At 63.2% G+C, this 21,712-nt stretch carries 28 protein-coding genes and 1 pseudogene; 13 read left to right on the top strand and 16 right to left on the bottom strand.

The window, feature by feature from the left end; all coding sequences use genetic code 11:
- Positions 1-12 precede the first annotated feature (12 nt).
- Entirely contained in the window at positions 13-2,352 is a 2,340-nt protein-coding gene (locus tag FJ527_RS07670; protein ID WP_140822510.1) for a response regulator, read from the bottom strand.
- A gap of 111 nt (positions 2,353-2,463) precedes the next feature.
- A complete protein-coding gene (locus tag FJ527_RS07665) occupies positions 2,464-3,381 on the bottom strand; it encodes a polyprenyl synthetase family protein (protein WP_140822508.1) in 918 nt (305 codons plus the stop codon).
- 222 nt (positions 3,382-3,603) lie between these two features.
- Here FJ527_RS07665 and FJ527_RS07660 point away from each other — a divergent pair, with 222 nt between their 5' ends.
- The 3 genes from FJ527_RS07660 (at position 3,604) to FJ527_RS07650 (ending at position 5,342) form a co-directional block, all read left to right on the top strand.
- Positions 3,604-4,365, top strand: coding sequence for a transglycosylase domain-containing protein (locus FJ527_RS07660; protein WP_140822505.1), 762 nt, complete (start codon positions 3,604-3,606; stop codon positions 4,363-4,365).
- A 141-nt stretch (positions 4,366-4,506) separates the two neighbouring features.
- Positions 4,507-4,689 carry a 50S ribosomal protein L32 gene (rpmF, locus tag FJ527_RS07655; protein ID WP_008834724.1) on the top strand — a complete coding sequence of 61 codons (183 nt, stop codon included), beginning with the start codon at positions 4,507-4,509 and terminating at the stop codon, positions 4,687-4,689.
- Positions 4,690-4,940: 251 nt separating this feature from the next.
- Positions 4,941-5,342: a hypothetical protein gene (locus FJ527_RS07650; protein ID WP_140822503.1), complete on the top strand. Its 402-nt coding sequence runs from the start codon at positions 4,941-4,943 to the stop codon at positions 5,340-5,342.
- 9 nt (positions 5,343-5,351) lie between these two features.
- Here FJ527_RS07650 and FJ527_RS07645 read toward each other — a convergent pair whose 3' ends face one another.
- The 3 genes from FJ527_RS07645 to FJ527_RS07635 all read right to left on the bottom strand — a co-directional run bounded on the left by FJ527_RS07645 (position 5,352) and on the right by FJ527_RS07635 (position 6,776).
- Positions 5,352-5,783 carry a heme-binding protein gene (locus FJ527_RS07645; protein WP_015315346.1) on the bottom strand — a complete coding sequence of 144 codons (432 nt, stop codon included), beginning with the start codon at positions 5,781-5,783 and terminating at the stop codon, positions 5,352-5,354.
- A 161-nt stretch (positions 5,784-5,944) separates the two neighbouring features.
- A complete protein-coding gene (locus FJ527_RS07640; protein ID WP_023773965.1) occupies positions 5,945-6,178 on the bottom strand; it encodes a hypothetical protein in 234 nt (77 codons plus the stop codon).
- Positions 6,179-6,254: 76 nt separating this feature from the next.
- The gene (locus FJ527_RS07635; protein WP_140822501.1) at positions 6,255-6,776 is read right to left on the bottom strand and encodes a helix-turn-helix domain-containing protein; all 522 of its coding nucleotides are present in this window, start codon (positions 6,774-6,776) and stop codon (positions 6,255-6,257) included.
- A gap of 92 nt (positions 6,777-6,868) precedes the next feature.
- Here FJ527_RS07635 and FJ527_RS07630 point away from each other — a divergent pair, with 92 nt between their 5' ends.
- Genes FJ527_RS07630 through FJ527_RS07610 form a run of 5 tightly spaced genes read left to right on the top strand, consistent with a single transcriptional unit; the run spans position 6,869 to position 9,645 of the window.
- The gene (locus tag FJ527_RS07630) at positions 6,869-7,747 is read left to right on the top strand and encodes an alpha/beta hydrolase (protein WP_140822499.1); all 879 of its coding nucleotides are present in this window, start codon (positions 6,869-6,871) and stop codon (positions 7,745-7,747) included.
- A 45-nt stretch (positions 7,748-7,792) separates the two neighbouring features.
- On the top strand, positions 7,793-8,449 hold the full coding sequence (locus tag FJ527_RS07625; RefSeq protein WP_140822497.1) for a glutathione S-transferase family protein: 657 nt from the start codon (positions 7,793-7,795) through the stop codon (positions 8,447-8,449).
- 5 nt (positions 8,450-8,454) lie between these two features.
- The gene (locus tag FJ527_RS07620) at positions 8,455-8,778 is read left to right on the top strand and encodes a metalloregulator ArsR/SmtB family transcription factor (protein ID WP_015315351.1); all 324 of its coding nucleotides are present in this window, start codon (positions 8,455-8,457) and stop codon (positions 8,776-8,778) included.
- A gap of 13 nt (positions 8,779-8,791) precedes the next feature.
- Positions 8,792-9,163, top strand: a complete 372-nt coding sequence (locus FJ527_RS07615; protein WP_140712677.1) for a nuclear transport factor 2 family protein — start codon at positions 8,792-8,794, stop codon at positions 9,161-9,163.
- A gap of 17 nt (positions 9,164-9,180) precedes the next feature.
- A complete protein-coding gene (locus FJ527_RS07610) occupies positions 9,181-9,645 on the top strand; it encodes an SRPBCC family protein (RefSeq protein WP_140822495.1) in 465 nt (154 codons plus the stop codon).
- Between the two features lie 26 nt (positions 9,646-9,671).
- Here FJ527_RS07610 and FJ527_RS07605 read toward each other — a convergent pair whose 3' ends face one another.
- The 3 genes from FJ527_RS07605 to FJ527_RS07595 form a co-directional block, all read right to left on the bottom strand.
- Positions 9,672-9,935, bottom strand: coding sequence for a metalloregulator ArsR/SmtB family transcription factor (locus FJ527_RS07605; protein ID WP_010911936.1), 264 nt, complete (start codon positions 9,933-9,935; stop codon positions 9,672-9,674).
- A 31-nt stretch (positions 9,936-9,966) separates the two neighbouring features.
- Entirely contained in the window at positions 9,967-11,214 is a 1,248-nt protein-coding gene (locus tag FJ527_RS07600; protein ID WP_140822493.1) for an MFS transporter, read from the bottom strand.
- A 90-nt stretch (positions 11,215-11,304) separates the two neighbouring features.
- Positions 11,305-11,499: a DUF1192 domain-containing protein gene (locus FJ527_RS07595; protein ID WP_140822490.1), complete on the bottom strand. Its 195-nt coding sequence runs from the start codon at positions 11,497-11,499 to the stop codon at positions 11,305-11,307.
- A 122-nt stretch (positions 11,500-11,621) separates the two neighbouring features.
- Between FJ527_RS07595 and FJ527_RS07590 the strand changes: the two genes are divergently transcribed.
- The 3 genes from FJ527_RS07590 (at position 11,622) to FJ527_RS07580 (ending at position 14,031) form a co-directional block, all read left to right on the top strand.
- Entirely contained in the window at positions 11,622-12,632 is a 1,011-nt protein-coding gene (locus FJ527_RS07590; protein WP_140662729.1) for an NAD(P)H-quinone oxidoreductase, read from the top strand.
- Between the two features lie 201 nt (positions 12,633-12,833).
- Positions 12,834-12,974, top strand: coding sequence for a DUF1127 domain-containing protein (locus tag FJ527_RS07585; protein WP_013892619.1), 141 nt, complete (start codon positions 12,834-12,836; stop codon positions 12,972-12,974).
- A 361-nt stretch (positions 12,975-13,335) separates the two neighbouring features.
- The gene (locus tag FJ527_RS07580; RefSeq protein WP_015315358.1) at positions 13,336-14,031 is read left to right on the top strand and encodes a DUF1013 domain-containing protein; all 696 of its coding nucleotides are present in this window, start codon (positions 13,336-13,338) and stop codon (positions 14,029-14,031) included.
- A 64-nt stretch (positions 14,032-14,095) separates the two neighbouring features.
- Here FJ527_RS07580 and FJ527_RS07575 read toward each other — a convergent pair whose 3' ends face one another.
- The 4 genes and pseudogenes from FJ527_RS07575 to FJ527_RS07560 form a co-directional block, all read right to left on the bottom strand.
- Complete coding sequence (locus FJ527_RS07575) at positions 14,096-14,815, bottom strand: YafY family protein (protein WP_013529238.1); 720 nt, start codon at positions 14,813-14,815, stop codon at positions 14,096-14,098.
- Between the two features lie 72 nt (positions 14,816-14,887).
- Positions 14,888-15,114, bottom strand: a pseudogene (locus tag FJ527_RS29900) (hypothetical protein).
- Positions 15,115-15,178: 64 nt separating this feature from the next.
- On the bottom strand, positions 15,179-15,769 hold the full coding sequence (locus tag FJ527_RS07565) for a DJ-1/PfpI family protein (RefSeq protein ID WP_140822488.1): 591 nt from the start codon (positions 15,767-15,769) through the stop codon (positions 15,179-15,181).
- A gap of 85 nt (positions 15,770-15,854) precedes the next feature.
- Positions 15,855-16,022, bottom strand: a complete 168-nt coding sequence (locus FJ527_RS07560; protein ID WP_015315361.1) for a hypothetical protein — start codon at positions 16,020-16,022, stop codon at positions 15,855-15,857.
- 264 nt (positions 16,023-16,286) lie between these two features.
- Between FJ527_RS07560 and FJ527_RS07555 the strand changes: the two genes are divergently transcribed.
- Both FJ527_RS07555 and FJ527_RS07550 read left to right on the top strand, forming a co-directional pair.
- The gene (locus FJ527_RS07555; RefSeq protein WP_140822486.1) at positions 16,287-17,240 is read left to right on the top strand and encodes a ring-cleaving dioxygenase; all 954 of its coding nucleotides are present in this window, start codon (positions 16,287-16,289) and stop codon (positions 17,238-17,240) included.
- 116 nt (positions 17,241-17,356) lie between these two features.
- Positions 17,357-17,518: a hypothetical protein gene (locus FJ527_RS07550; protein ID WP_015315363.1), complete on the top strand. Its 162-nt coding sequence runs from the start codon at positions 17,357-17,359 to the stop codon at positions 17,516-17,518.
- Between the two features lie 26 nt (positions 17,519-17,544).
- Here the strand turns inward: FJ527_RS07550 and FJ527_RS07545 are convergent, their stop codons facing one another.
- The 4 genes from FJ527_RS07545 to FJ527_RS07530 all read right to left on the bottom strand — a co-directional run bounded on the left by FJ527_RS07545 (position 17,545) and on the right by FJ527_RS07530 (position 21,701).
- Positions 17,545-18,261, bottom strand: coding sequence for an SGNH/GDSL hydrolase family protein (locus FJ527_RS07545; RefSeq protein ID WP_140822484.1), 717 nt, complete (start codon positions 18,259-18,261; stop codon positions 17,545-17,547).
- A gap of 154 nt (positions 18,262-18,415) precedes the next feature.
- On the bottom strand, positions 18,416-19,159 hold the full coding sequence (locus FJ527_RS07540; RefSeq protein ID WP_140822482.1) for a thioredoxin family protein: 744 nt from the start codon (positions 19,157-19,159) through the stop codon (positions 18,416-18,418).
- Positions 19,160-19,334: 175 nt separating this feature from the next.
- Complete coding sequence (locus FJ527_RS07535; protein WP_140822480.1) at positions 19,335-20,360, bottom strand: class I fructose-bisphosphate aldolase; 1,026 nt, start codon at positions 20,358-20,360, stop codon at positions 19,335-19,337.
- A gap of 144 nt (positions 20,361-20,504) precedes the next feature.
- Positions 20,505-21,701 carry a phosphoglycerate kinase gene (locus FJ527_RS07530; RefSeq protein WP_140822478.1) on the bottom strand — a complete coding sequence of 399 codons (1,197 nt, stop codon included), beginning with the start codon at positions 21,699-21,701 and terminating at the stop codon, positions 20,505-20,507.
- Positions 21,702-21,712 lie beyond the last annotated feature (11 nt).

Raw genomic sequence — 21,712 nt, 5'->3', positions numbered from 1 at the left:
GCCGGACGGAGTTCAGGCCGTCTTGGCCACCACCGTTTCGCTGAGCCAGGTGCCTATCTTGGCGCCGAGGCGATCGGGCGAAACGGGCTTGGGCAGATAGTCGTCCATGCCGGCCTCGATGCACTTGTCGCGGTCGCCCTTCAGCGCATGCGCGGTGACGCCGATGATCGGAATGTGGCCGCCCGACGACGCCTCGATCGCCCGAATGGCGCGTGTCGCCTCGTAGCCGTTCATTTCCGGCATCGAGACGTCCATCAGAACCAGCCTCGGATGCAGCGACCGGTACATCTCGACCGCGGTGCGGCCATTGCCTGCGATGCGGTAGCTCAAGCCCAGCCCATTGAGGATTTGGCCGAACACCATCTGGTTCACGTCATTGTCCTCGGCGATGAGGATGTCGATCGGGCTGTTCGGCGCGGCATTCGATTCCGGCACTGCCGCGATCGGCATGGCGGGGCCGCGGATAACCGTGAAGGCCGGCGGAGCCGGCTGAGGCATCGGTTGGATCGGTTCGCGAATGAAGTGCGCCTTGCCGACCTGCGAGCGCGCCTTCTGGATGACCGAGATGACGGTGCCGAGCAGGACCGCCGAGCGCGCCGGCTTGGTCAGATGCGCCGATATACCGAAGTCGATGATCATCTTGCCGAAATCGACCTGGTCGACCGAGGTCAGGATAACGACTGGGATGGTGGACAGCCGGCTGTCGGCGGCGATGGCCCGGGCGACATCGGCGCCGTTCATGCCGGGCATCTGATAATCGAGGATGATGCAGTCGACGCTGGCGCCGAGCTGGCAGGCGCGATCGAGGAAGGCGAGGCCAACCGCGCCGCTTTCGGCGGCGGCGCAGTCGAAGCTCCAGCTTCTGAGCTGTTCTAGCAGGATCTCGCGGTTGACCGGATTGTCGTCGATGACCAGCACACGCGCGCCGGTGACGTCGACCGGCACGATGGCGTCGCGCGCCTCGGCACGGTGGACCGGCAGCGGCACGGCGAACCAGAAGACGGAGCCACGGCCGATCTCGCTCTCGACGCCGATCTTGCCGGCCATCAGATCGACGAGGCGGGCGGCGATGGCCAGCCCAAGACCGGTGCCTTCGTGACGGCGGGTCGAGGAGCCATCGACTTGGGCGAACTTCTCGAACACGTTCTGCAATTTCTCGGCCGGGATGCCGATGCCGGTGTCCTCGACGCGCAGCTTGAGCTGGACGACGTCGTTGACGGTTTCGCCGCCGACATCGATCAGCACATGGCCCTTCTCGGTGAATTTCACCGCATTGCCGACCAGGTTGGTGACGATCTGCCGGAAGCGGCCGGCGTCGCCGACGACATAGGCCGGCAGCCTGGGGTCGACGCGCACGATGAGTTCCAGGTTCTTCTCGGCGACGCGCGCCGAGACAAGCGTCGCCACGTCCTCCACCGCTTCCGAGAGGCGGAAGGGGGCGGGGTCGAGCGTCAACTGCCCGGCATTGATCTTCGAGAAGTCGAGGATGTCGTTGATGATGGTGAGCAGCGCGTTGCCCGACTTGACGATAACGTCGGTGAACGTCTTCTGGCGCGGGTTGAGCTCGGTCTTGGCCAGCAATTCGGCCATGCCGAGCACGCCGTTCATCGGTGTGCGGATCTCGTGGCTCATATTGGCCAGGAATTCCGACTTGGCACGGTCGGCGGCCTCTGCCTTGAACAAGGATTCGGCCGACTGGGCAAAGGCGCGACGGATCGCCTGTTCCATCGGGCGGAAGATCCAGAAAGCGACGATGCCCAGGACGGCAAACAACAAGCCGCTTGCCCACAAAAGCAGCCGGTCGCTGGACGCGTCCGCCTGATGGCGTTCGTCGTCCATCGCGGTGCGGACACGCACCAGCATGGGCTGAACGAACAGGTCGTTCTGGTTGCGGATCTCGCGAGTGCTCCATTCATCGGTCTTTTGCGCCACCGACATCAGGTTGAAGTTGCGAACCATGTCACGCGGCGACCAGAACAGGTCGCCATTGACCGAAGCGGCCGCGAGCTCGCTGACGGTCTTGGCCGACAGGCGCGGGCGGATCGCGGCGAGCTGGGCGGTCAGTGTCTCGATCTCGCCGGTCAGCCGCTCGGAATGGTCGCGCGCCGAAGCCGTCAGCGCATCGCGCGTCTCGATCCGCCAGGCGGAACTGGTTGTCTCGGCGAAGCTGGTGGCGTTGCGCAGATCGCGGGTGAAAATAACGAGATTGCTGCTCAGCCCATCGATTTCATGGCGCAAGGAATTGACGCGATTGAGCGCAACCATGATGGCGGCTGAAGCCAGCGCGAAAACCAACAATCCTGAAAGATAACGTATCCGGACGGACCGGATGAAGGAAGAATATTCCGGCATGCGCAACCCCAACACATACGCATCATTCTAAGGATTGGGATTACGCTTCATTTACATTAAGATTTCGTTGGCACAACCGCAGGTGCACTGCTCAACGATATGAGCCTGCCGTCAGCTGTTACGGGTTGCGACGAAGATCGCTGCGGCTTTCAGCAGGGCAGCCTTTTCGCCATAGGGTTCGAGCAGCGCGTGCGCCTGGCCGACGAGGCCGTCGAGCTGCTTGCGTGCCCAATCCGCGCCGTGCAAGGCCACCAGCGTACCCTTGCCCGCGGCGGCATCCTTGCCGGTCGCCTTGCCCATCTGCTCGGCGTCGGCCGTCAGATCCAGCAGGTCGTCGGCGAGCTGGAAGGCCAGGCCGATCGCCGAACCGAACTCGGCAAGCCTTTCCAGGTCATCCGACTGTGCGCCGGCCAGGATCGCACCCGCCTCGCAGGCGAAGCGGATCAGCGCGCCGGTCTTCATCGCCTGCAGTGTTATGATGCCGGCCTCGTCCGGTCGCACTTGCTCGGCTTCGAGGTCTAGCTTCTGGCCGCCGACCATGCCACCGGCTCCTGCGGCGCGGGCGAGCGCCAGCACCAGGGATGCGCGCCGTTCGGCCGGGAGCGCCGTCGCTTCGCCGGCGATAATGTCGAAGGCCAGAGTCAGCAAGGCGTCGCCCGCCAAGATGGCGGTGGCTTCGTCAAAGGCCTTGTGCACGGTCGGCTGGCCGCGGCGGAGGTCATCGTCGTCCATCGCCGGCAGGTCATCGTGGATCAGCGAATAGCAATGCACGCATTCGAGCGCCGCCGCGACGCGCAACGCCGCTTCGCCATCGGCGGAAAAAAGGGCGGCACTTTCCATGACCAGGAAGGGGCGCAGGCGCTTGCCGCCGTTCAACACGCCATGGCGCATCGCCGCCATCAGACGATCGGGCCGAGCGATCTCACCCGAAAGCGGGCGGTCGTCGAGCAAGCGACGCAGCATCACCTCGACGGCGGCCGCGCGCCTGATGAGCGCCATTTCGAACGCCATTTCGTCGTCATTCGTCATGGCCAGGACCGGTAGCCGACACTCAGACGTTGCGCAAGAAGGCAAGCGCCATTATGCCGGGGCGGTAAGAGCCCGTTTGGAAACTCATCTCCTGCGGTCATCTGAAGGCGTTTTCCGCGCTTCCGGTGTTCACGTACTCGAATGTACGCTCCGCTCCGGTTCTCGAAAACACCCTCACATGACTCCCAGGAGCGAGTTTCAAAGCGAGTTCTCTGGAATGGGTTGGGCGGCTTGGCGGAACCGATCGTCGATCATGAGACCGAAAAGCTGGACATGGCGACGAGATTGCGAGGCGTGAGCCGCCGCAGTCTCAGGCGCTGGGTCCGGCGCGGCATCGTCGTGGCCGCCGTGCTGGCGCTCATCCCGGTGGTGCTGACCTTTCTCTACCTGCCGTCCTTCGTGCATCCAGTGTCGACGCTGATGCTGAAGGATCTCGCGACATTCTCCGGCTACGACCGGCGCTGGGTGTCGATCGATGATGTCGCGCCTGTGCTCGCCCATTCGGTCATCATGTCGGAGGACGGGCAGTTCTGCTTTCATCGCGGCGTCGATCTTGGCGAGCTCAGGGGGGTCGTCGATGATGCGCTGGCCGGCGAGGCGACGCGTGGTGCCTCGACCATCACCATGCAGACGGTGAAGAACCTCTTCCTGTGGTCGCGGCCGCTGGGCTCGGTGCGCAAGGTCGTCGAACTGCCGCTGGCCGTCTATTTCGACGCGGTGATGTCGAAGCGGCGCATTATGGAGATCTATCTCAACATCGCCGAGTGGGGGCCCGGCATCTACGGCATCGAGGCGGCGGCGCGGCACCATTTCGGCATTTCGGCAAAGCAGCTGTCCAGACGGCAGGCGGCCCTTCTCGCCGTCACGCTGCCCAATCCGATCGCCCGCAATCCGGCAAAACCAGGGCCGGGCTTGAGAAGGCTCGCCAATCTGATCGAGCGGCGCGCCGGCCGCTCCGGCGCCTATGTCGGTTGCCTGGACTAGCCGGTATAAAAAAGATTCACCACAGTGCTGGCCAAAACGGTGTCAGGCGTGTATAGGCACCCGACTTTCTCAGATTTAGGCCCCGACATGGCCCTTTCACGAGGGCGGGCGGGGCTTTTGACCATGTAGTGGAGCATATCCATGGCCGTTCCGAAACGCAAAACCTCTCCGTCCAAGCGCGGCATGCGCCGCTCGGCCGACGCCCTCAAGGCCCCGACCTATGTCGAGGACAAGAACTCCGGCGAAATGCGCCGCCCGCACCACATCGACCTGAAGACCGGCATGTATCGCGGTCGCCAGGTGCTGACGCCCAAGGAAAGTTGAGACCAGCTTTTCCCAAGCAACCGAGTTACAAAAGACCGGCTTCTGGCCGGTCTTTTTGCGTTTTGGCCTTGCCGTGCGCGCCGGCTACTTCAAGCGCTGAGCTTTTTGTCTCGTCTTTCACGTCGGCCGGGCAACCGGCTGACATGGTTGTTGCATCCGGTATTCGACCGTGTTTGCGGCCGCGCACGAAAAATCTTGACGCCGTGCCTGTGGAGCATTCTACAGAAGGTGCCCCCATATGGAGACGCCAGATGTTCGGTGCCGTCCCGCTTTTGATCGTGCCTTTCGTGCTCTACAATCTCGGCCTGCTCGGTATATTCGGCGGCGGCGACGATCCGTGGGCGAGCGAGATGTTCTCGTTCCGCATGATGTCGGGCGGGGTGTTCTCGATGACGCTCGGCGACCTGGTCGTGCTGATCGGGCTGATTTTTCTGTTCCTTGAGATGGTGAAGTCGGCGCGCACGACCACCGCCTCGATCATGGACCATCTGTTGTCGACGCTTGTCTTCGTTGCTTTCCTGGTCGAGTTTCTGCTGGTGAAGGGTGCCGCGCACTCCATCTTCTTCACGCTGCTGATCATCGCGCTGTTCGACGTGCTGGCCGGGTTCGCGGTGTCGATGCGGTCGGCCAGCCGCGACATCAATTTGAATTAGACCGGAACCTCAGCCCGGATCGGCGGCGAAGCCGGCGGCTTCGATGCCGGCAATCGCGGCCGCCTCGTCATTGTCAGACGTGTCGCCGGAAATGCCGACAGCGCCGATGACACTGCCTGCCTTGTCGCGGATCAGCACACCGCCGACGACCGGCAGCACGCGTCCACCCGACACGTCGGAAATGCCGGCAACCAGATGCGGGCGCTCCTTGGCGAAGGCCTCGACCCTGCGCGAGCCCATGCCGATCGCCAGCGCGCCATAAGCCTTGCCGGCCGACATTTGCGGGCGCAGGAACGAGGCGCCGTCCTGGCGCTGGAAGGCGACCAGGTGCCCGCCGGCGTCGAGCACCGAGACGCCGAGCGGCTTGAGCTTGAGATCGGCGCCCCTGGCGAAGGCGGCATTGATGATCTCTACGGCCTTTTCGAGCGACAGCGCGGTCATGGCAATCTCCTGTTGAACAGCCCAATCATCGCCGGCCAGCCGGACCAGGCAATCCCGCTTTCGGTTGAAATTGCTTCCCGCGAAGCAGCGGGACGAAGGCGTGCCTGTCGGATGCGTTACGACCGCTCGATCCAGGACGAGGCATTGGCGGAGAGACGGGGCTATTTTTTCTTGGCGCGGGCCGGCTTCTTGGCAGGTGCGGCAGGCGCGTTGGCTAGATCTTCGGCTTCCTTGGCCAGCCGCAGCGCCCGCAGCTTGTCGGTCTTGGCCTTGCGGGCATCGCTCTCGGCGACGTATTCGGCCATGGCTTTCTGCCGGACCGTCGCCGCCTCTTCCTGCTTCTTGAAGCGCAGATCGGCACGCGCGCGGGCAGTGTCCCTAGAGTTCTCAACCAAGAGCGTATCCAATCCCGTGAAGTGTGATTTCCGTCCTTTGTAGCAGAGCCGGCCTTTCAACGGGGAAAATAGTTGGTCAGACGGCCGGGCTGGCGTTGCGGGCCTTTTCAGCAACCACCGCTTCATAGGCGGCCTGCAGCATCGCGCGGACAGAGGAGCCGGGCGCTGTGTCGAGGGGGGTGCCGAGATGCTCATGGCGCAATTCGTCCATGAATTTCTTCCACATTGGAGGTCCGCCCTTTTCCAGGAGTTCGGCGCGGATCGAGAGTTCCTCGCTTGTCGGCAGCCAGACGCGGCCCCAGGCGCCGAGATGGGCCAGGATGGGCACCAGCGTGATGGCCATCTCGGTCAGGCTGTAGATCGCCTTCTGCTTATGACTGGGGTCGTCCGCCTTGGTCAGCATGCCGAGCTCCATCAGCCGCTTCAAACGGTCGGCGAGGATGTTGGAGGCGATACCCTCCATCGAGCCGTTGAGCAGCTCGCGAAAATGGCGCCTGCCGCCGAAAATCATGTCGCGCAGGATGATCAGGCTCCAGCGGTCGCCGAACACCTCGAGTGAAAGGTTGATCGGGCAGCCGGACCGGCGATCGAGGGTCATTCCATTTTCTCCGCAAAACCGGTTGCATTATCGTATCGGTTTTACTATCGTGCAACCGATTGCAAAATGCAAGCAGATGAGGAGGCCATGAAATGACGAGCAAAGACCGTCCCGAGATCATATCGGAAGCGTTTGGCGATCCGGCGGATCCGACGCTGCTGCTGATCATGGGCGCGATGGCCTCGATGCTGTGGTGGCCGGAGGCGTTTTGCCGGAAGCTCGCGGACGCCGGCCTTTACGTGATCCGCTACGACAATCGCGATACCGGCCGGTCGACCAAATATCTGGTGGGACAGCCGCCCTACACTTTCGACGACATGGCTGACGACGCGATAGCCGTTCTCGACAGTTACGGCATCGGCAAGGCGCATGTCGCGGGCATGTCGATGGGCGGCATGATCGCGCAGCTCGTCGCGCTCCGGCACCCTTCGCGCGTCGCTTCGCTGACCGTGATCAGCAGTTCGCCCGTGGGGACCGACACGTCGCATCTGCCGCAAACGACCGACGCCTATATGGAGCATTCGGCCGATGGGGCCAAAGTCGACTGGGCGGACCGCCGCCAGGTCATCGACTTCATGGTCAGCGATGCACGCGCGATCGCCAGCACCGCGCATCCGTTCGACGAGGCCGGGATGAGGGCGTTCATCGAGCGGGATTATACCAGGTCCGGCGGCTTGCTCAGTGCCACCAATCATTTCATGCTCAAGGGCAATGACCAATGGAAGGGTCGCCTGCACGAACTGGCAGTGCCGCTTCTGGTCATCCACGGCACGTCGGATCCGATATTTCCGGTCGAGCATGGCGAGGCCTTGGCCCAAGCAGTTGCCGGCGCGAAACTCCTTCGTGTCGAAGGCGGCGGTCACGAACTGCATCCGGATGACTGGCCTGATATAGAAGCCGCCATTGTCGAGCATGTCGATCCAGCTGAGACTTCGTGGGCGAGCCTTGACGAGCGAGGCCTGCCGCAATAGTTAAGTAAATGCTTCAGTGTTTCCACAGAACAGATGAGCACAAGAATGTCCCTGACGCTGCATTTCCATCCGCTGGCCTCCTTTTGCTGGAAGCCGCTGATCGCGCTCTACGAGAACGCCACGCCTTTTGCGCCCGTCATCGTCGACCTAGGCGATGAGCAATCGCGCGCGGCCTTTCTGAAGGTTTCGCCGACCGGCAAGATGCCGGCGCTGCGCGACGACGCGCGTGACCGGACGGTGCTGGAATCGACCATCGTCGTGGAATATCTGGCCGCGCACTATCCGGGACCGATTGACCTCGTTCCCGAAGGCATCGACCTGGCGCTGGCGGTCCGCCAGGCCGACCGCTTCTATGATTTCTATGTGCAGGAGCCGATGCAGAAGATCGTCGGCGACAGGTTGCGGCCGCAGGACAAGACCGATCCATTCGGTGTCGAGCAGGCGCGGAGCCAGCTGCGCAATTCCTACGCCATCATCGAACGGGAGATGCTGTCGAGGGAATGGGCTGTGGGCGATATCTTCACCATGGCCGATTGCGCGGCGTCTCCGGCGCTCTTCTATGCCAACAAGGTCGAGCCGTTCGGCGACAGCTATCCCGCCGTGAAGCGCTATCACGACCGCCTGCTGCAGCGCGCCGCCTTCACCAGGGTGATCGAGGAGGCGCAGCCTTACTTCAAGTTCTTTCCCTACAACAACGGCTGATCGCGATGCTGCACGATCCCGCCCAACTCGACCTGATGTTCCAGGCGCTCGCCGATCCGGCGCGGCGGCAGATGGTCGACCGGCTATCACGCGGCCCGGCGTCGGTGAGCCAGTTGGCCGAGCCGCTGGCGATGTCGCTATCGGCGGTCGTCCAGCACCTCAATCTCCTGGAGGCGAGCGGCCTCGTGCGCACGCAAAAGGTCGGACGGGTGCGCACCTGTCAGATCGAGCCGAAGGCGCTGCGCGCGGCCGAACACTGGATCAATGAGCGGCGCCTCTCATGGGAACGCCGGCTGGATCGGCTCGGCGATTTTCTTGCGGAGAACTGAAGAGGAGCATGCCATGTCAAAGAGAAAATCCGATCTGGTCCGCGGCTATTTCGCGGCCTTTCAGGCCGGCGACCGCGCCGTCATGGAGGCGACCCTTGCCGACGATTTCACCTTCACCAGCCCCTATGACGACGCCATCGATCGCACGACCTATTTCGAGCGCTGCTGGCCGAATGGCAAGCTGTTCCGGTCGATGACGATCGAGCGGATTTGCGAAGACGGCAATGACGTGTTCGTCCGATACAGCTGCGAGACGCTTGAAGGAAAGACCTTTCGCAACACCGAGCTGCATTCGTTTCGCGGCGACCAGTTGCGCAGCGTCGAGGTCTATTTCGGCGCCAGCTATCGCGGTGGCGCCTTCATTCCGCAGAATCCATCAAGCTGACCAACGAGGACCCAACCGTGACCGAACGTTCCGTCGTCCACTCCACCTTCGTTATCGAGCGCCTCTATCCCGCGGCGCCATCGAAGGTCTTTTTCGCGCTCAGCAATCCGGACGCCAAGCGGCACTGGTTCACCGATCCGGGCAACCCGATGCCCGGCCGATACGAACTGGACTTTCGCGTCGGCGGCAAGGAGATCAACGCTGGTGGGCCAAAGGATGGGCCGATCCATGTCTACACTGCCACCTACTGGGATATCGTGCCCGACCAGCGCATCGTCTACAGCTACGACATGCTGTTCGGCGATATCAGAATCTCGGTGTCGCTAGCCACGATCGAACTTTTTGCCGAAGACGAGGGCACGCGCCTGGTGCTGACCGAGCAGGGCGCTTTCCTCGATGGCCATGACACGTCCGGCACACGCGAGCATGGGACCGGGGTGTTGCTCGATCTTCTCGGCAAGTTTTTGCGGATGGAAACCTGATCGTTGTGGCTGCTGACCGAAGAGGATCAGGCTTCCCAGAATTGATCGAGCCAGATGTTGAGTCTGAGGAAGCCGGCATTGCTCACCGTATAGACACGCCGCGTCCCTTCAGCCTTGGCATTGACCAGTCCGGCGTCGAGCAACACTTTCAGATGCTGTGATACCGCCGGGCGGGAGACTGGCAGCCCGGCCGCCAATTCGTTGACGGTCTTCGGACCGCGTCGAAGTTCTTCCAGAAGATGGCGCCGATTGGGATCGGCGATCGCCATGAAGGCGTCGGAAAACATCATGCCTCATTTGTGAGGCAAAGTTTTTCAAATCTCAACTGTTTGCTTCTGCTTTTCTTCTCGGATCGAGCCGCAATGCTTCGGGGGTCACCGAACGGTCGGCCGGCTGCGTCTTGAAGGCATCGCGATCTCCGATCGGCACCGGCGCGCGGCGGCTGATGCGCAGCAGCGTGTAGCCGGCCAGCGACAGATGCGCGAAGGCTGTCGCCAGGAACAGGCCCTCCGGGCGCATCCAGCCCATCAGCGCTGCCGCCAGCAAGGGGCCGATCATGGTGCCGAAGCCATAGAGCAGCAGCAGCCCGCCCGACACCTTGACGAAATCTTCCGACCGGGCGTGGTCGTTGGCATGCGCCACGGCGATCGAATAGAGCGTGTAGGCGAAAGCGCCGTAGGCGGCGGTGAAGACGAGGACGAAGACCGCCGAGCGCGGCTCGAACAGGAAGATGAGCAGCGCAAACAGCGCCGCGCCGAAGGCGGCACCGGCCAGCACGAAACGCCGGTCGGTCTTGTCGGAGAGGCGCCCGGCCGGAAGTTGCATGGCGGCACCGGCGACGACCACCAGGCTCATCATCAAGGCGATTTCGGCCGTGGAGATCCCGATGCGGGCGCCGTAGACGGCGCCGAGCGTGCCCCAGGCGCCATTGGCGATGCCGATCAAAAGGCAAGCGATCGCCGACACCGGCGAGTTGGCGTAGAGTCCCTTGACGTCGAGCTTGACGTCCTGCAGCGGCTTGGGATGCGAGGCGGTCGACACGGCGGTCGGGATCAGTGACAGGCAAAACAGGATGCCGGTGATCATGAACAACGACGCCGATTTCACGTCGCCGCCGGCGACGATCATCTGGCCGCCCATGATCGAGGCATAGGTGACCATCATGTAAAGGCCGAAGACGGTGCCGCGGTTCTCGTTGGTGGCCTTTTCGTTGAGCCAGCTCTCGATGACCATGAAGGCGCCGGCCATGGTAAAACCGGTGAAGGCACGCAGCAGGATCCAGACATATTCATCTATGACGAGGCCCGTCAGCAGTGCCACGATGGCGCCGGACGCGGCAAAGGCGCCGAAGGCGCGCACATGTCCGGCGCGGCGCACGATGCGCGGCGCAAAGAAACAGCCGGTGACGAAGCCGCCGGCCCAAGCCGTGCCCATCAGGCCGAGCGAAGCGGTCGAGAACCCTTCCACCTGGCCGCGCAAGGGCAGCAGCAGCCCGTGCAATCCCGATGCCGCCAGAAGAAAGGCGGTGCCGCGAAGCAGGGAAAGGATCGGTCTGTAGGCTGCGAGCATTTTTTGATCCGACTGGGGGACTGGGCGGGGACGCGGGTTTGAAGACAGTCGCATTCGGGCTTTTCGGCGGCGGGCGATTGCCCCAGCGATTTATCCGCGGCGGAACAGCGCCTCGGCAGCCGATTTGGTGGTGTCCTTGGCCTTGAGTTCGGCCTCCAGCCGGGCGATCTCGTCGCGCAGGATACCGATGCGCTCTGACAGTTCACCGACGGAAAGCAGCGACAGGTCTTGCCCGATCTCGTGCGGACGTGCCTTCTTCTTGGGTTCGTCGTCGAAGATCGCCATGGCTGCTCCTCCTCCGCCAGACCAGATTGGCCATTTGCCTGATTTGGCAATGAGCATACATAGGGCAAGGGCGTCGATGCAAACAGCCGGTAAGAGTGCGGCGAGGAAAGACGGAAAACTTCATGGCGAGCGGACAGAAAATTCCGGCACGGATGACGGCGATCGCTATCTCGGAGCCGGGTGGCCCAAGGGTGCTGAAACCGGAAACGCGCGACGTACCGCAGCCCGGCCCCGGCGAAATCCTGATCAAGGTGCATGCCGCCGGCGTCAACCGGCCGGACGTGCAGCAGCGCAAGGGGGCCTACCCGCCTCCGCCCGGTGCATCGGACCTGCCGGGCCTCGAGGTGTCGGGAGAAGTGGCCGCTCTTGGCGACCAGATATCGCGCTGGCGCATCGGGGACAGGGTCTGCGCGCTCACGCCCGGCGGCGGCTATGCCGAATATGTCAGGGTTCATGCAGGCAGCGTTCTGCCACTGCCGGCGGGCTTCACCCACACGGAAGCGGCGGCGGTGCCGGAAAACTATTTCACCGTCTGGCACAATGTGTTCGAACGCGGCGGCCTGAAGAAGGGTGAGACACTGCTCGTCCATGGCGGCTCGTCCGGCATCGGCACCACGGCGATCCAGCTCGCCTCGGCCTTCGGCGCTTATGTGATCACCACCGCCGGATCCCAGGAGAAATGCGACGCCTGCCTGAAGATCGGAGCCGACCGTGCGATCAATTACCGCGAGCAGGATTTCGTCACCGCGGTCAAGGAGGTGACCGAAGGCCGAGGCGCCAACGTCATCCTCGACATGGTCGGCGGCGACTATGTCCAGCGAAACTACGAGGCCGCCGCTGTCGAGGGCCGGATCGTGCAGATCGCGGTTCAGGCAGGCGCTGTCGCCAGTGCCGATTTTTCCAAGGTCATGGTCAAGCGGCTGACCCATACGGGCTCGACGCTCAGGCCGCGCACAGTCGAATTCAAGGCGGCGATCGCGGCGGCGCTGGAGGCACAGGTGTGGCCTCTGCTGGGCACGCGCAAGGTGGCACCGGTGATGGACATGATCTACCCGCTCACCGACGCCTGGCGTGCGCATGAGCGGATGGAGGAGGGCGAGCATATCGGCAAGATCGTGCTCGACGTCGGCTAGGACGCCAGCATTTTCGGCTCGGCCCGACCGGATCTCGACACGGTCTGGCCAGCGTCCTTCGCCCCTGCCTACAAGATGAACAGAAGCTTAATGGTGCAATGCAGCATTTGCATCATTGCTATGCAAAATCGGCTGTTCAAGTCCCGCCCGATGATCACTATTTGAGCATCATCGAAACGAACCCAATTCAGGAGGACTACCATGAACCCGATCCGTGCTTTCCGTAACTGGCGCATGTACAACGAGACCGTTCGCGAACTGAACCGCCTCAACGCCCGTCAGCTCAGCGACCTCGGCATCAACCGCGGCGACATCGAGCGGATCGCCCGTCAGGCGATCTGATTGCAAGCGCGACCCGCCGCAAGGCACGGTCGCAATGCAGAGCCGCCGCAGACGCTTGTCGTCGCCGGTTCCAAACCCGCTGGACCCTGTCCGGCGGGTTTTGTCTTTTGGGGGGGGTGGATTCATCTCGGCTTCGGCGTGATATGCCATGGCGATCCGCGGCAAATGCGGCGGCAGGGTTTGGACCGCCGTGGCAAACGTTAGCCGTCACCGCGTGCCTCGGTTGGCCACGTCGTTCCCAGCTCTTCCAAAAACGTTGCGAAAGCAGTCTGGAACGGTTATACAGGCCGCGAATTTCCCATTTTGGTGGCTCTAAACCACCGCCCGCGCGGGAACGCGGGCGAACGAGAAGGATTTGCACATGGCCAATACGCTGCTGATGCCCAAGGCGACCGCCGTCTGGCTGGTCGACAACACCGCGCTTTCCTTTGAGCAGATCGCGCAGTTCTGCGGGCTGCATCCGCTCGAGGTCAAGGCGATCGCCGACGGAGAATCAGCGCAAGGCATCAAGGGCATGGATCCGATCATGACCGGCCAGCTGACCCGCGACGAGATCGCGCGCGCCGAGAAGGACCCGAACCAGCGCCTGAAGCTTTCCGATCCCAAGGTGCGGGTGCCCGAATCCAAGCGCAAGGGCCCGCGCTATACGCCGCTGTCGAAGCGCCAGGACCGGCCGAACGCCATCCTGTGGCTGGTGCGCAACCATCCCGAGCTGAAGGACGCGCAGATTTCGCGCCTCGTCGGCACCACCAAGTCAACGATCGAGCAGATCCGCGAACGCAAGCACTGGAATTCGGCCAATCTGCAGCCGATGGACCCGGTGACGCTGGGTCTCGCCTCGCAGATCGACCTCGACATGGAAGTCAACCGCGCCTCGCGCGGCCGCGAACAGGCTCAGCCGGTCGGCGACACGCTGCTGCCGGCGGCATTGACCGAGCGGTTGGTGCCTGCACCGGAGAAGCCGAAGGATGAGGACGCGGAGCTCGATGCAAACGCCGTCTTCGCCAAGCTGTCGGCGCTGAAGTCGAAGGACACCGATACGGACGACGAGGAATAGACTTTTCGCCAACGCAACAAAATAGCCCGCTTCGAGCGGGCTATTTTGTGCGGCTCGGCAAGTCTTAGCTTCGCGCCGCGCGGTCGGGCGCCATGCCGTAGTCCTCGCTGCGCTCCACCGCCCGGTAGAAATCGGCAAGCTGCTTGCCGCGCTCCGGCTTGAAGATCCGGCCGGCGATGACCACGGAGGCAATGCGGTCGATGCGGAAGGCGCGGAAATCATCGCGCATCTCGCACCAGGCGACCAGCGTCCACACCTTGCCCCAGAACCACAGGCCGAGCGGCCTGATATCGCGCGCGGTGCCGCGGCCGGCTTCGTCCGAGTAGTCGATGGTCAGCACTTGGCGCTTTTCGACCGCGCGCTCGATCAGGTCGATCGCCTCGCGGGCGGCATCGCTGACCACCCACATCGGCGTGTGGATCTCGGTGCGGGCGATGCGGTCTTTCTCGGCATCGGGCAGCACGGCACCGATCTTGACCAGTGCCTCGTCGGCGGCCCGCGCCATGGCGGCGCCGCCAAAGGCGCGCACCATGCGGGCGCCGGCTACTAGCGCCACGATCTCGTCACGCGTGAACATCAGCGGCGGAAGGTCGAAACCCTCCCTCATCATATAGCCAACGCCAGCCTCGCCGTCGATCGGCACTCCGGTCGACTGCAGGTCGGCTATGTCGCGGTAAATGGTTCGCTCGGAAACCTCGAGCCATGTGCCGAGCTTCTGGGCGGTGACAAGGCGGCCACCACGCAGATGCTGCACGATTTGAAAGAGCCTGTCGGCGCGGCGCATCGTTTGCTTCCCCAGTGTTTTTCCCATGCATGCCGTGGCTCCCTGACCGGATCCACTTCCACATGACATGCATTACGGCTTCAGCCCTTCGCGCTTGCGCTGCGCGGCGACGAATTCCGCGCCGAAGGACAGTTTCCTCGTTGTCGGCGTCTTCGCATCGCGGCGACCGTACGCGGATGATAGCCCATGGTGACCGGGCATGTCACTTCGGCGCCATGCTCGATGGCAAGGGCCGTGCGCGGCGTGGGCTTCACGCCGTTGATGCCAGGCGCGTTCAGCCTGTCGTTCCAGTTTTTCATCGATCGTCCTCGGCCGGCCATGCGCATTGTCTCACCATCGCACGCACCTCCTGACAGCATGCTGTCAGGAGGCTTCAGCATACTCCTTGGCGAACAGCGTCCGCATCCGCGCGAGTTCGCTGCCTTTTTCCGGGTAGAGCGTCTGCAGGAAGGCAAGGGCGAAAGTGCCGGGCGCCGAACCTGGCGCGGACACGATTTTGCCGTCGGCCACGGCATGTGGCACATCCTGATAATTGCCGTCGCCGGCATAGCCGGACTCGTGACGGCTAATCCAGTCACGGCCATTGCTGGTATGCCTCGCGTTCTCGAACATGCCGGCTCGGGCCAGCGCCAGCGTTCCCGCACAGATGCCACCAACGATACCGCCGCGCGATGCGACAGCCATCAGCAGTTCGGCAGCATCCGGCGGCGCCTTGTCCGCCCAGTGGTCGGAACCGATGACCGCCACGGCATCGAGATCGGTATTCTCATTGATGCTGGCCGAGCGGTCTGGCGTCAGCTTAAAACCGCTGATTCCGGTCACCGGCTTGCCGTCGGGCGTCAGCGACACAGCGCGAGCGCCGAACCATTCGACCGCCGAGGCCGCCAGCAGCCCATATTCCCAGTCGGCAAAACCTTCGATGAACAGAAAGCCGATTGTCTTCTGATCGGACATGAGCTCGCTCCATCCCTCGCGCGCCGGACTTGATATCTGGGTGCTGACGCGTGAGCATCCAACCGCTGCGTTGAAAATTTTCGTCTCAATTGCCGTGATGTCGACGCTCGGCATACATGTCCGGCCAGCCGATATCCTTGCGAATGTCTGCGGGCAGCGCGTTCATGAACCGCTGGGTCCGGATCTCGTTGCGCATCGTGCGGATCTTGCCGACATAATGCTGCATGCCGCGCAGAATGGTAAAACCGTTCATGACCAATCTCCTCTCTCTAACCGGAGACACTATCGCACACCCCTCCTGACAGCAGTCTGTCAGGAGGATGGCAGGTCGTGTGGCGACTGTTCCGTTCTTGTCGTGACGGGTCGCGCGAGCGCGGATTGTTCACTAAGGAAGGGTTAATCGAGGCAGCATTGTTCATAGCTTGGCGACGAACTGTCGGGATAGGCGGCCTTCAGCGAAGTGACCGGAGTTCTGATATGAAAGGAGAAAATTCTTCCCAAAAACAGGGAGACCACCATGAGCTTGCAACTGACAGGAATTCACCACCTGACCGCCATCACCGCCAATGCGCCCGGCAATCTTCACTTCTACACGAAGGTGCTGGGGCTGCGGCTGGTCAAGAAGACAGTGAACCAGGACGATACCTCGGCCTACCATCTCTTTTACGCCGACGGCGAGGCAACGCCGGGTACCGACCTCACCTTCTTCGACTGGCCGATCGGCCGCGAACGGCGCGGCACACACAGCATCGCGCGGACCAGCCTCAGGGTCGGCAGCCAGGAGAGCCTTGGCTGGTGGAAGCAGCACCTTGCCAGCGAGGGCATCGTGACAGGAGAGATTGCCGATATCGGCGGCTACAAGTCACTGGATTTCGAGGACCCCGAAGGCCAGCGCCTGCGGCTCGTCAGCGATGGCGGCAAGGGCGGCAGCCATCCCTGGGCGCAAAGCCCGGTGCCGGCCGAGCATCAGATCCGCGGACTTGGGCCGATCGTTATCAGTGTTCCCGACATCGCCAACACCGAGGCGGTGCTGACCGGGGCGATGAACATGCGCAAGGTCCGCGACTATGCTTCGCCCGACGGCGAGGGCCAGGTCCACGTCTTCGAAATGGGCGCGGGCGGGCCGGCGGCGGAGCTTCATGTGGCCGTGCAGCCCGGGCTGGCACCTGCAAGGCAAGGCGCCGGTGCGGTTCACCATGTCGCCTTCAGGGCGCCAGACGAGGAGACGCTGCATCAGTGGACGGCGCGCCTGGCCGAATTCCGGCTGCCGTCAAGCGGCGAGGTCGAGCGCTACTACTTCCGCTCGCTCTATTTCCGTGAGCCGAACGGCATCCTGTTCGAGATTGCCACCGACGGGCCAGGGTTCACCGCCGACGAGCCGCTGGAGACGCTGGGCGAAAGCCTTGCCCTGCCGCCGTTCCTGGAAGCAAAACGCGCGTCGATCGAGGCTGGCCTCAAGCCGCTGAAGTAGATTGCTGCGCGGTCAAGGCGTGCATCGCGTTCCGCTTCGGGTTCGCGGCGCCTTTTCTTTCCCGAAGGCCGAACGAACCGCTTTGACAGGCGCAAGCGTTGCTGGTCAAAGGCAGCATGACGAAACTCCTCGCCCTTGTCATCGTCGGGTTCATGGTCATCCAGCTCATCAAGCCGCTCGGCTGGCCGGGGCTCAGGCGCCGCGGCGACTTCTGGAAATTGGCATTGCTCGCCATGGCGGCGATCTCGCTGGCGGCCGTGCTCGGGCACTTGACATAGGGCCTGGCGACAGCTGCGGTCGCTCTTCAGCCGGCAAGCACTGGGCCGACGAGATGTTCCGCCCAAGCCCGGTAGCCGGCCTCCGAGGCATGAAACCCGTCGGAAGCAAAACCGGCCTCGGGGTTGGTGATCGGCAGGCGCGGTGCCGGCACCGCGCCGCGCTCCAGGCAAAGCCGTTCGCCCATCCGGTTCATCGCGGTGGCCCGGATCTCGAGGATCTTGCCGAGCAGCGACGGCATGGCCGGCGCACGCGTGAACTCCAGCACCGGCGACCATACCACGCGCGCCTCCGGCCATTTGGCGCGCAGCGCGTAGAGGAGGCCGCCGAACTCCTTCTTGAAGCGCGGCACGGAATGAAAATTCTTGGTGTCGTTGGTGCCGATGGCGAGCACGATATGCGTCCACGGATCAGCCGACAGATTGGGCAGGACATGGTCGCGGATCTGACCAGATGTCGCCGAATTGAAGCCGGCGGCACGCCAGCGCACAGCGCTGCCGGTGCGCTGCGCAATCATGACAGCAAGCTGCGCGGCAAGTCCGTTTTCGGAATTGCCGATGCCGACCGAGGCGGCGGAGGAATCGCCCAGCACCAACAGCGAGATCGCCGGAGCTTGGCCTGAAATCTCGTGCATGACCGGTCCCCGCGCCGGCAGCATGCGCGAGGTGCGGCGGCGGACAGCCAAGCCCTGCCAGACATAGATCGGGTAGGCGAGCCAGGTGAGGAAGGTCGGAAAGCGTCGCATCGCTGGTCCATTGAACTGGTTTGCGGCCAGCATTTAACGCATGTCGCGAGAGAGGTGAACGAGCTTTTCCGGCGAAAACAGGATCGCCTCGAACGCTCTACCCCTTTGTTTTACGCAATTCCCGAAGGCAAAACCGCTCCGCACTTTTGCTGGGTCAGCCATCGTGGCAATCGCGCTCCGCTTGCGGCTCGCCTGCATATTCGTCATGCAGCCGCACCCAATCCATCAGATTGCGGTGGAGGCCGGTCTCATCGCGGCCCTTCGGCGTCAGGTCCAGATAGTGGTAGGCGCCGATCAGTTGTTCGCCGCCGCGGGCACGCGAAACGAAGGTCAGGAAAATGTCGCCGTTCTCGTCCCTGTAGAAAACGCTGGCGCCCGGAAGCTCCTTCGATGTCCGGGGTCGGGTCTCGAAATTGTAGGTGGTGTCGCCGGCCGCGATCTGCCTGTCGGTGAAGGAAACCTGCATATCGAAGTTGAAATCCGACGCATAGGACGACACCCAGTCGAACTTCCAGCCCATGCGCTGCCTGTAGGCTACAAGCTCGTCCAGCGGCGCGCGCGAGATCACGACCAGCGATACGTCGTGGTGCATGAGGTGCTGGTTGGCACCGTCGATATGATCGGCAAGAAAGGAGCAGCCTTCGCAACGATTGACGCAGCCCGGCCCGAACATGAAATGGTAGACGATCAGCTGGCTGTTGGCGCCAAACAGATCGGCAAGTTTCTTTGGCCCCCGTTCGGTTTCGAAGACGTAGTCCTTGCGGATTTTCAGCCAGGGCAGTTCGCGCCGCTCGGCCGCGACGCGCTCGCGAAGCCGCGTCAGTTCCTTCTCGCGGGCCAGATGTGCCTTATGAGCCTCGAACCATTCTTCGCGCGAAACGACCTTGTTGCGATGCATGAACTTCTCCCTGTCTGCACCCCAAGGACGTACGGGATGGGCTCGCCCCGACATCGCCGCTGTCAGGAATGCCCAGAGAAAATAAGAATTCGAATGCCTTGACCCAAGGCCGGTGCGCCAAAACAAAAAACCCGGGCATTTCGGCCCGGGTTCGAAGGGAGGGATAGCAGGGGCTTCAGGCAGCCCGTTCCAGGCTCGCCTTCCATTTCCCAAGTGCCGCCAGGTGGTTCATGTGAGCGCGGTGGGTGAAGGCGGCCTGGCCGGCGGCGATGTTCGAGTCCTTGCCGCTCCATGCCTTCTGCGGGGCGGCCTGCAGCGCGCGGCCATAGGAGAAGGTCAGCTTCCACGGATGCGGGCCGATGGCGTTGATGGCATTGAGGTTGGCGGTCGCCTCCTCGTCCTCCTGACCGCCGGAGAGGAAGGCAATGCCCGGCACCGCGGCCGGCACCGTCTCGCGGAACAGCTTTATCGTTTTCTCCGCGACTTGCTCAGGACTGTCCACCGTGCCCGACTTCTTGCCGGAAAGCACCATGTTGGGCTTCAGGATCGTGCCTTCGAGGACAACACCGGCAGCGTGGAGCTCGTCATAGAGTTTTATCAGCGTCGCCTTGGAGATCTCAAAACAAGTGTCGATGTCGTGAGCGCCGTCCATCAGCACTTCGGGCTCGACGATCGGCACGATGCCGGCCTCCTGGCAAAGTGCGGCATAGCGGGCAAGCGCATGGGTGTTCGAGTTGATCGAATTGACCGAAGGCACGCCCTTGCCGGTGTCGATGTCGATCACCGCGCGCCATTTGGCGAAGCGGGCGCCGAGCTTGTAATAGTCGGCAAGCCGCTCGCGCAAGCCGTCGAGGCCTTCGGTAATGGTGTCGCCGGGAAAGCCGGCCAGCGGCTTGGCGCCGGCATCGACCTTGATGCCTGGAATGGCGCCCGCCGCCTTGATGATATCGACCAGCGGCGTGCCGTCGGCGGCCTTCTGGCGAATGGTCTCGTCATAGAGGATAACGCCGGAAATGTATTTGGCCATCGCGTCCTTGGCGCGGAACATCATCTCGCGGTAGTCGCGGCGGCTGTCGGGGGTAGATTCGACGCCGATGACGTCGAAGCGCTTCTTGATCGTGCCGGAGCTTTCATCGGCGGCCAGCAGGCCCTTGCCGTTGGCCACAATCGCGGCGGCAATGTCTTCGAGACGTTCGCTCATCATGCTTCTCCTAACCGGTTGGTATCGGCCAGCAGGACACTACCGCCAAAGGAATGACGCCGGAAAGCTCGAATCGAGCGAAAGTGGCCGGCGCTGCCGCCAGCTCCCTTCGAGTTGATCGAATTGCCGGTGAGCCGTGTGCCCTCAGCGCTTCAGCACGTCCACGCCGGGCAATGGCTTGCCTTCCATCCATTCCAGGAAGGCGCCGCCGGCGGTCGAGACATAGGTGAAGTCGTCGGCGACACCGGCGTGGTTCAATGCAGCCACGGTATCGCCGCCGCCGGCAACCGAAACCAGCTTGCCCGCCTTTGTGCGCGCCGCCGCATGCTTGGCCGCCGCCACCGTGGCGTGATCGAACGGCTCGATCTCGAAGGCGCCGAGCGGTCCGTTCCAGACCAGCGTCGCGGCGCGGTCGATCCACTCGCCGATCGTCGTCACGGTCCTGGCGCCGACATCGAGGATCATGCCATCGGCCGGCACGTCGGAGATGGCGATGGTCTCGCAGGCCGCACCCGCCCTGAATTCCTTGGCCACGACGCCGTCGACCGGCAGGATGATGGCGCAGCCGGCCTCCGCCGCTTCGATCATGATCTGCTTGGCGGTCGGAGCCAGGTCGTGCTCGCACAGCGACTTGCCGACGTCGGTGCCGCGCGCGGCGAGGAAGGTGTTGGCCATGCCGCCGCCGATGACGAGAGCATCGACCTTCTTCACCAGGTTCATCAACAGGTCGATCTTCGTCGAGACCTTGGCGCCGCCGACGATGGCAACGACCGGACGGACCGGGTTGCCCAGGCCCTTCTCCAGCGCCTCGAGTTCGGCCTGCATGGTGCGGCCGGCGAAGGAGGGCAAGAGGTGCGCCAGCCCTTCAGTCGACGAATGGGCGCGGTGGGCGGCGGAAAAGGCATCGTTGACGAAGATGTCGCCATTGGCGGCGAGCCGTTCGGTAAAAGCGGGATCGTTTTTCTCTTCGGCCTTGTAGAAGCGGGTGTTTTCCAGGAGCAGCACGTCGCCCTTGTCCATTGCGGCGACAGCGCTGCCTGCCGTGTCGCCGATGCAGTCGGAGGCGAATCCAACGGGACGGCCGAGCACCTCAGCCGTCGCCCTGGCGATCGGCTCCAGCGAGAATTCAGGCGAGGGACCATCCTTGGGCCGACCGAAATGGGCGAGCAGGATGACCTTGGCGCCCTTGCCGGACAATTCGGCGATGGTCGGCGCGATGCGTTCGATGCGGGTGGCGTCGGTGACCTTGCCCTCAGCGACGGGAACGTTGAGGTCGACGCGCACCAGCACGCGCTTGCCGCTGATGTTGCCGATATCGTCCAGTGTCTTGAAGACAGCCATGCCGGTTCCCT

It is taken from the genome of Mesorhizobium sp. B2-4-18 (assembly GCF_006441385.1).
GTDB lineage: Bacteria > Pseudomonadota > Alphaproteobacteria > Rhizobiales > Rhizobiaceae > Mesorhizobium > Mesorhizobium australicum.
Note: the sequence above shows the minus strand (reverse complement) of the source record. Positions and strands in the feature narration are given on the sequence as shown.

Coding starts and splice junctions, on each gene's coding strand:
- FJ527_RS07670 (WP_140822510.1), bottom strand. CDS start 2,352: ATGCCGGAATATTCTTCCTTCATCCGGTCCGTCCGGATACGTTATCTT.
- FJ527_RS07665 (WP_140822508.1), bottom strand. CDS start 3,381: ATGACGAATGACGACGAAATGGCGTTCGAAATGGCGCTCATCAGGCGC.
- rpmF (WP_008834724.1), top strand. CDS start 4,507: ATGGCCGTTCCGAAACGCAAAACCTCTCCGTCCAAGCGCGGCATGCGC.
- FJ527_RS07650 (WP_140822503.1), top strand. CDS start 4,941: ATGTTCGGTGCCGTCCCGCTTTTGATCGTGCCTTTCGTGCTCTACAAT.
- FJ527_RS07645 (WP_015315346.1), bottom strand. CDS start 5,783: ATGACCGCGCTGTCGCTCGAAAAGGCCGTAGAGATCATCAATGCCGCC.
- FJ527_RS07635 (WP_140822501.1), bottom strand. CDS start 6,776: ATGACCCTCGATCGCCGGTCCGGCTGCCCGATCAACCTTTCACTCGAG.
- FJ527_RS07630 (WP_140822499.1), top strand. CDS start 6,869: ATGACGAGCAAAGACCGTCCCGAGATCATATCGGAAGCGTTTGGCGAT.
- FJ527_RS07625 (WP_140822497.1), top strand. CDS start 7,793: ATGTCCCTGACGCTGCATTTCCATCCGCTGGCCTCCTTTTGCTGGAAG.
- FJ527_RS07620 (WP_015315351.1), top strand. CDS start 8,455: ATGCTGCACGATCCCGCCCAACTCGACCTGATGTTCCAGGCGCTCGCC.
- FJ527_RS07615 (WP_140712677.1), top strand. CDS start 8,792: ATGTCAAAGAGAAAATCCGATCTGGTCCGCGGCTATTTCGCGGCCTTT.
- FJ527_RS07605 (WP_010911936.1), bottom strand. CDS start 9,935: ATGATGTTTTCCGACGCCTTCATGGCGATCGCCGATCCCAATCGGCGC.
- FJ527_RS07600 (WP_140822493.1), bottom strand. CDS start 11,214: ATGCTCGCAGCCTACAGACCGATCCTTTCCCTGCTTCGCGGCACCGCC.
- FJ527_RS07595 (WP_140822490.1), bottom strand. CDS start 11,499: ATGGCGATCTTCGACGACGAACCCAAGAAGAAGGCACGTCCGCACGAG.
- FJ527_RS07590 (WP_140662729.1), top strand. CDS start 11,622: ATGGCGAGCGGACAGAAAATTCCGGCACGGATGACGGCGATCGCTATC.
- FJ527_RS07585 (WP_013892619.1), top strand. CDS start 12,834: ATGAACCCGATCCGTGCTTTCCGTAACTGGCGCATGTACAACGAGACC.
- FJ527_RS07580 (WP_015315358.1), top strand. CDS start 13,336: ATGGCCAATACGCTGCTGATGCCCAAGGCGACCGCCGTCTGGCTGGTC.
- FJ527_RS07575 (WP_013529238.1), bottom strand. CDS start 14,815: ATGCGCCGCGCCGACAGGCTCTTTCAAATCGTGCAGCATCTGCGTGGT.
- FJ527_RS07565 (WP_140822488.1), bottom strand. CDS start 15,769: ATGTCCGATCAGAAGACAATCGGCTTTCTGTTCATCGAAGGTTTTGCC.
- FJ527_RS07560 (WP_015315361.1), bottom strand. CDS start 16,022: ATGAACGGTTTTACCATTCTGCGCGGCATGCAGCATTATGTCGGCAAG.
- FJ527_RS07555 (WP_140822486.1), top strand. CDS start 16,287: ATGAGCTTGCAACTGACAGGAATTCACCACCTGACCGCCATCACCGCC.
- FJ527_RS07550 (WP_015315363.1), top strand. CDS start 17,357: ATGACGAAACTCCTCGCCCTTGTCATCGTCGGGTTCATGGTCATCCAG.
- FJ527_RS07545 (WP_140822484.1), bottom strand. CDS start 18,261: ATGCGACGCTTTCCGACCTTCCTCACCTGGCTCGCCTACCCGATCTAT.
- FJ527_RS07540 (WP_140822482.1), bottom strand. CDS start 19,159: ATGCATCGCAACAAGGTCGTTTCGCGCGAAGAATGGTTCGAGGCTCAT.
- FJ527_RS07535 (WP_140822480.1), bottom strand. CDS start 20,360: ATGAGCGAACGTCTCGAAGACATTGCCGCCGCGATTGTGGCCAACGGC.
- FJ527_RS07530 (WP_140822478.1), bottom strand. CDS start 21,701: ATGGCTGTCTTCAAGACACTGGACGATATCGGCAACATCAGCGGCAAG.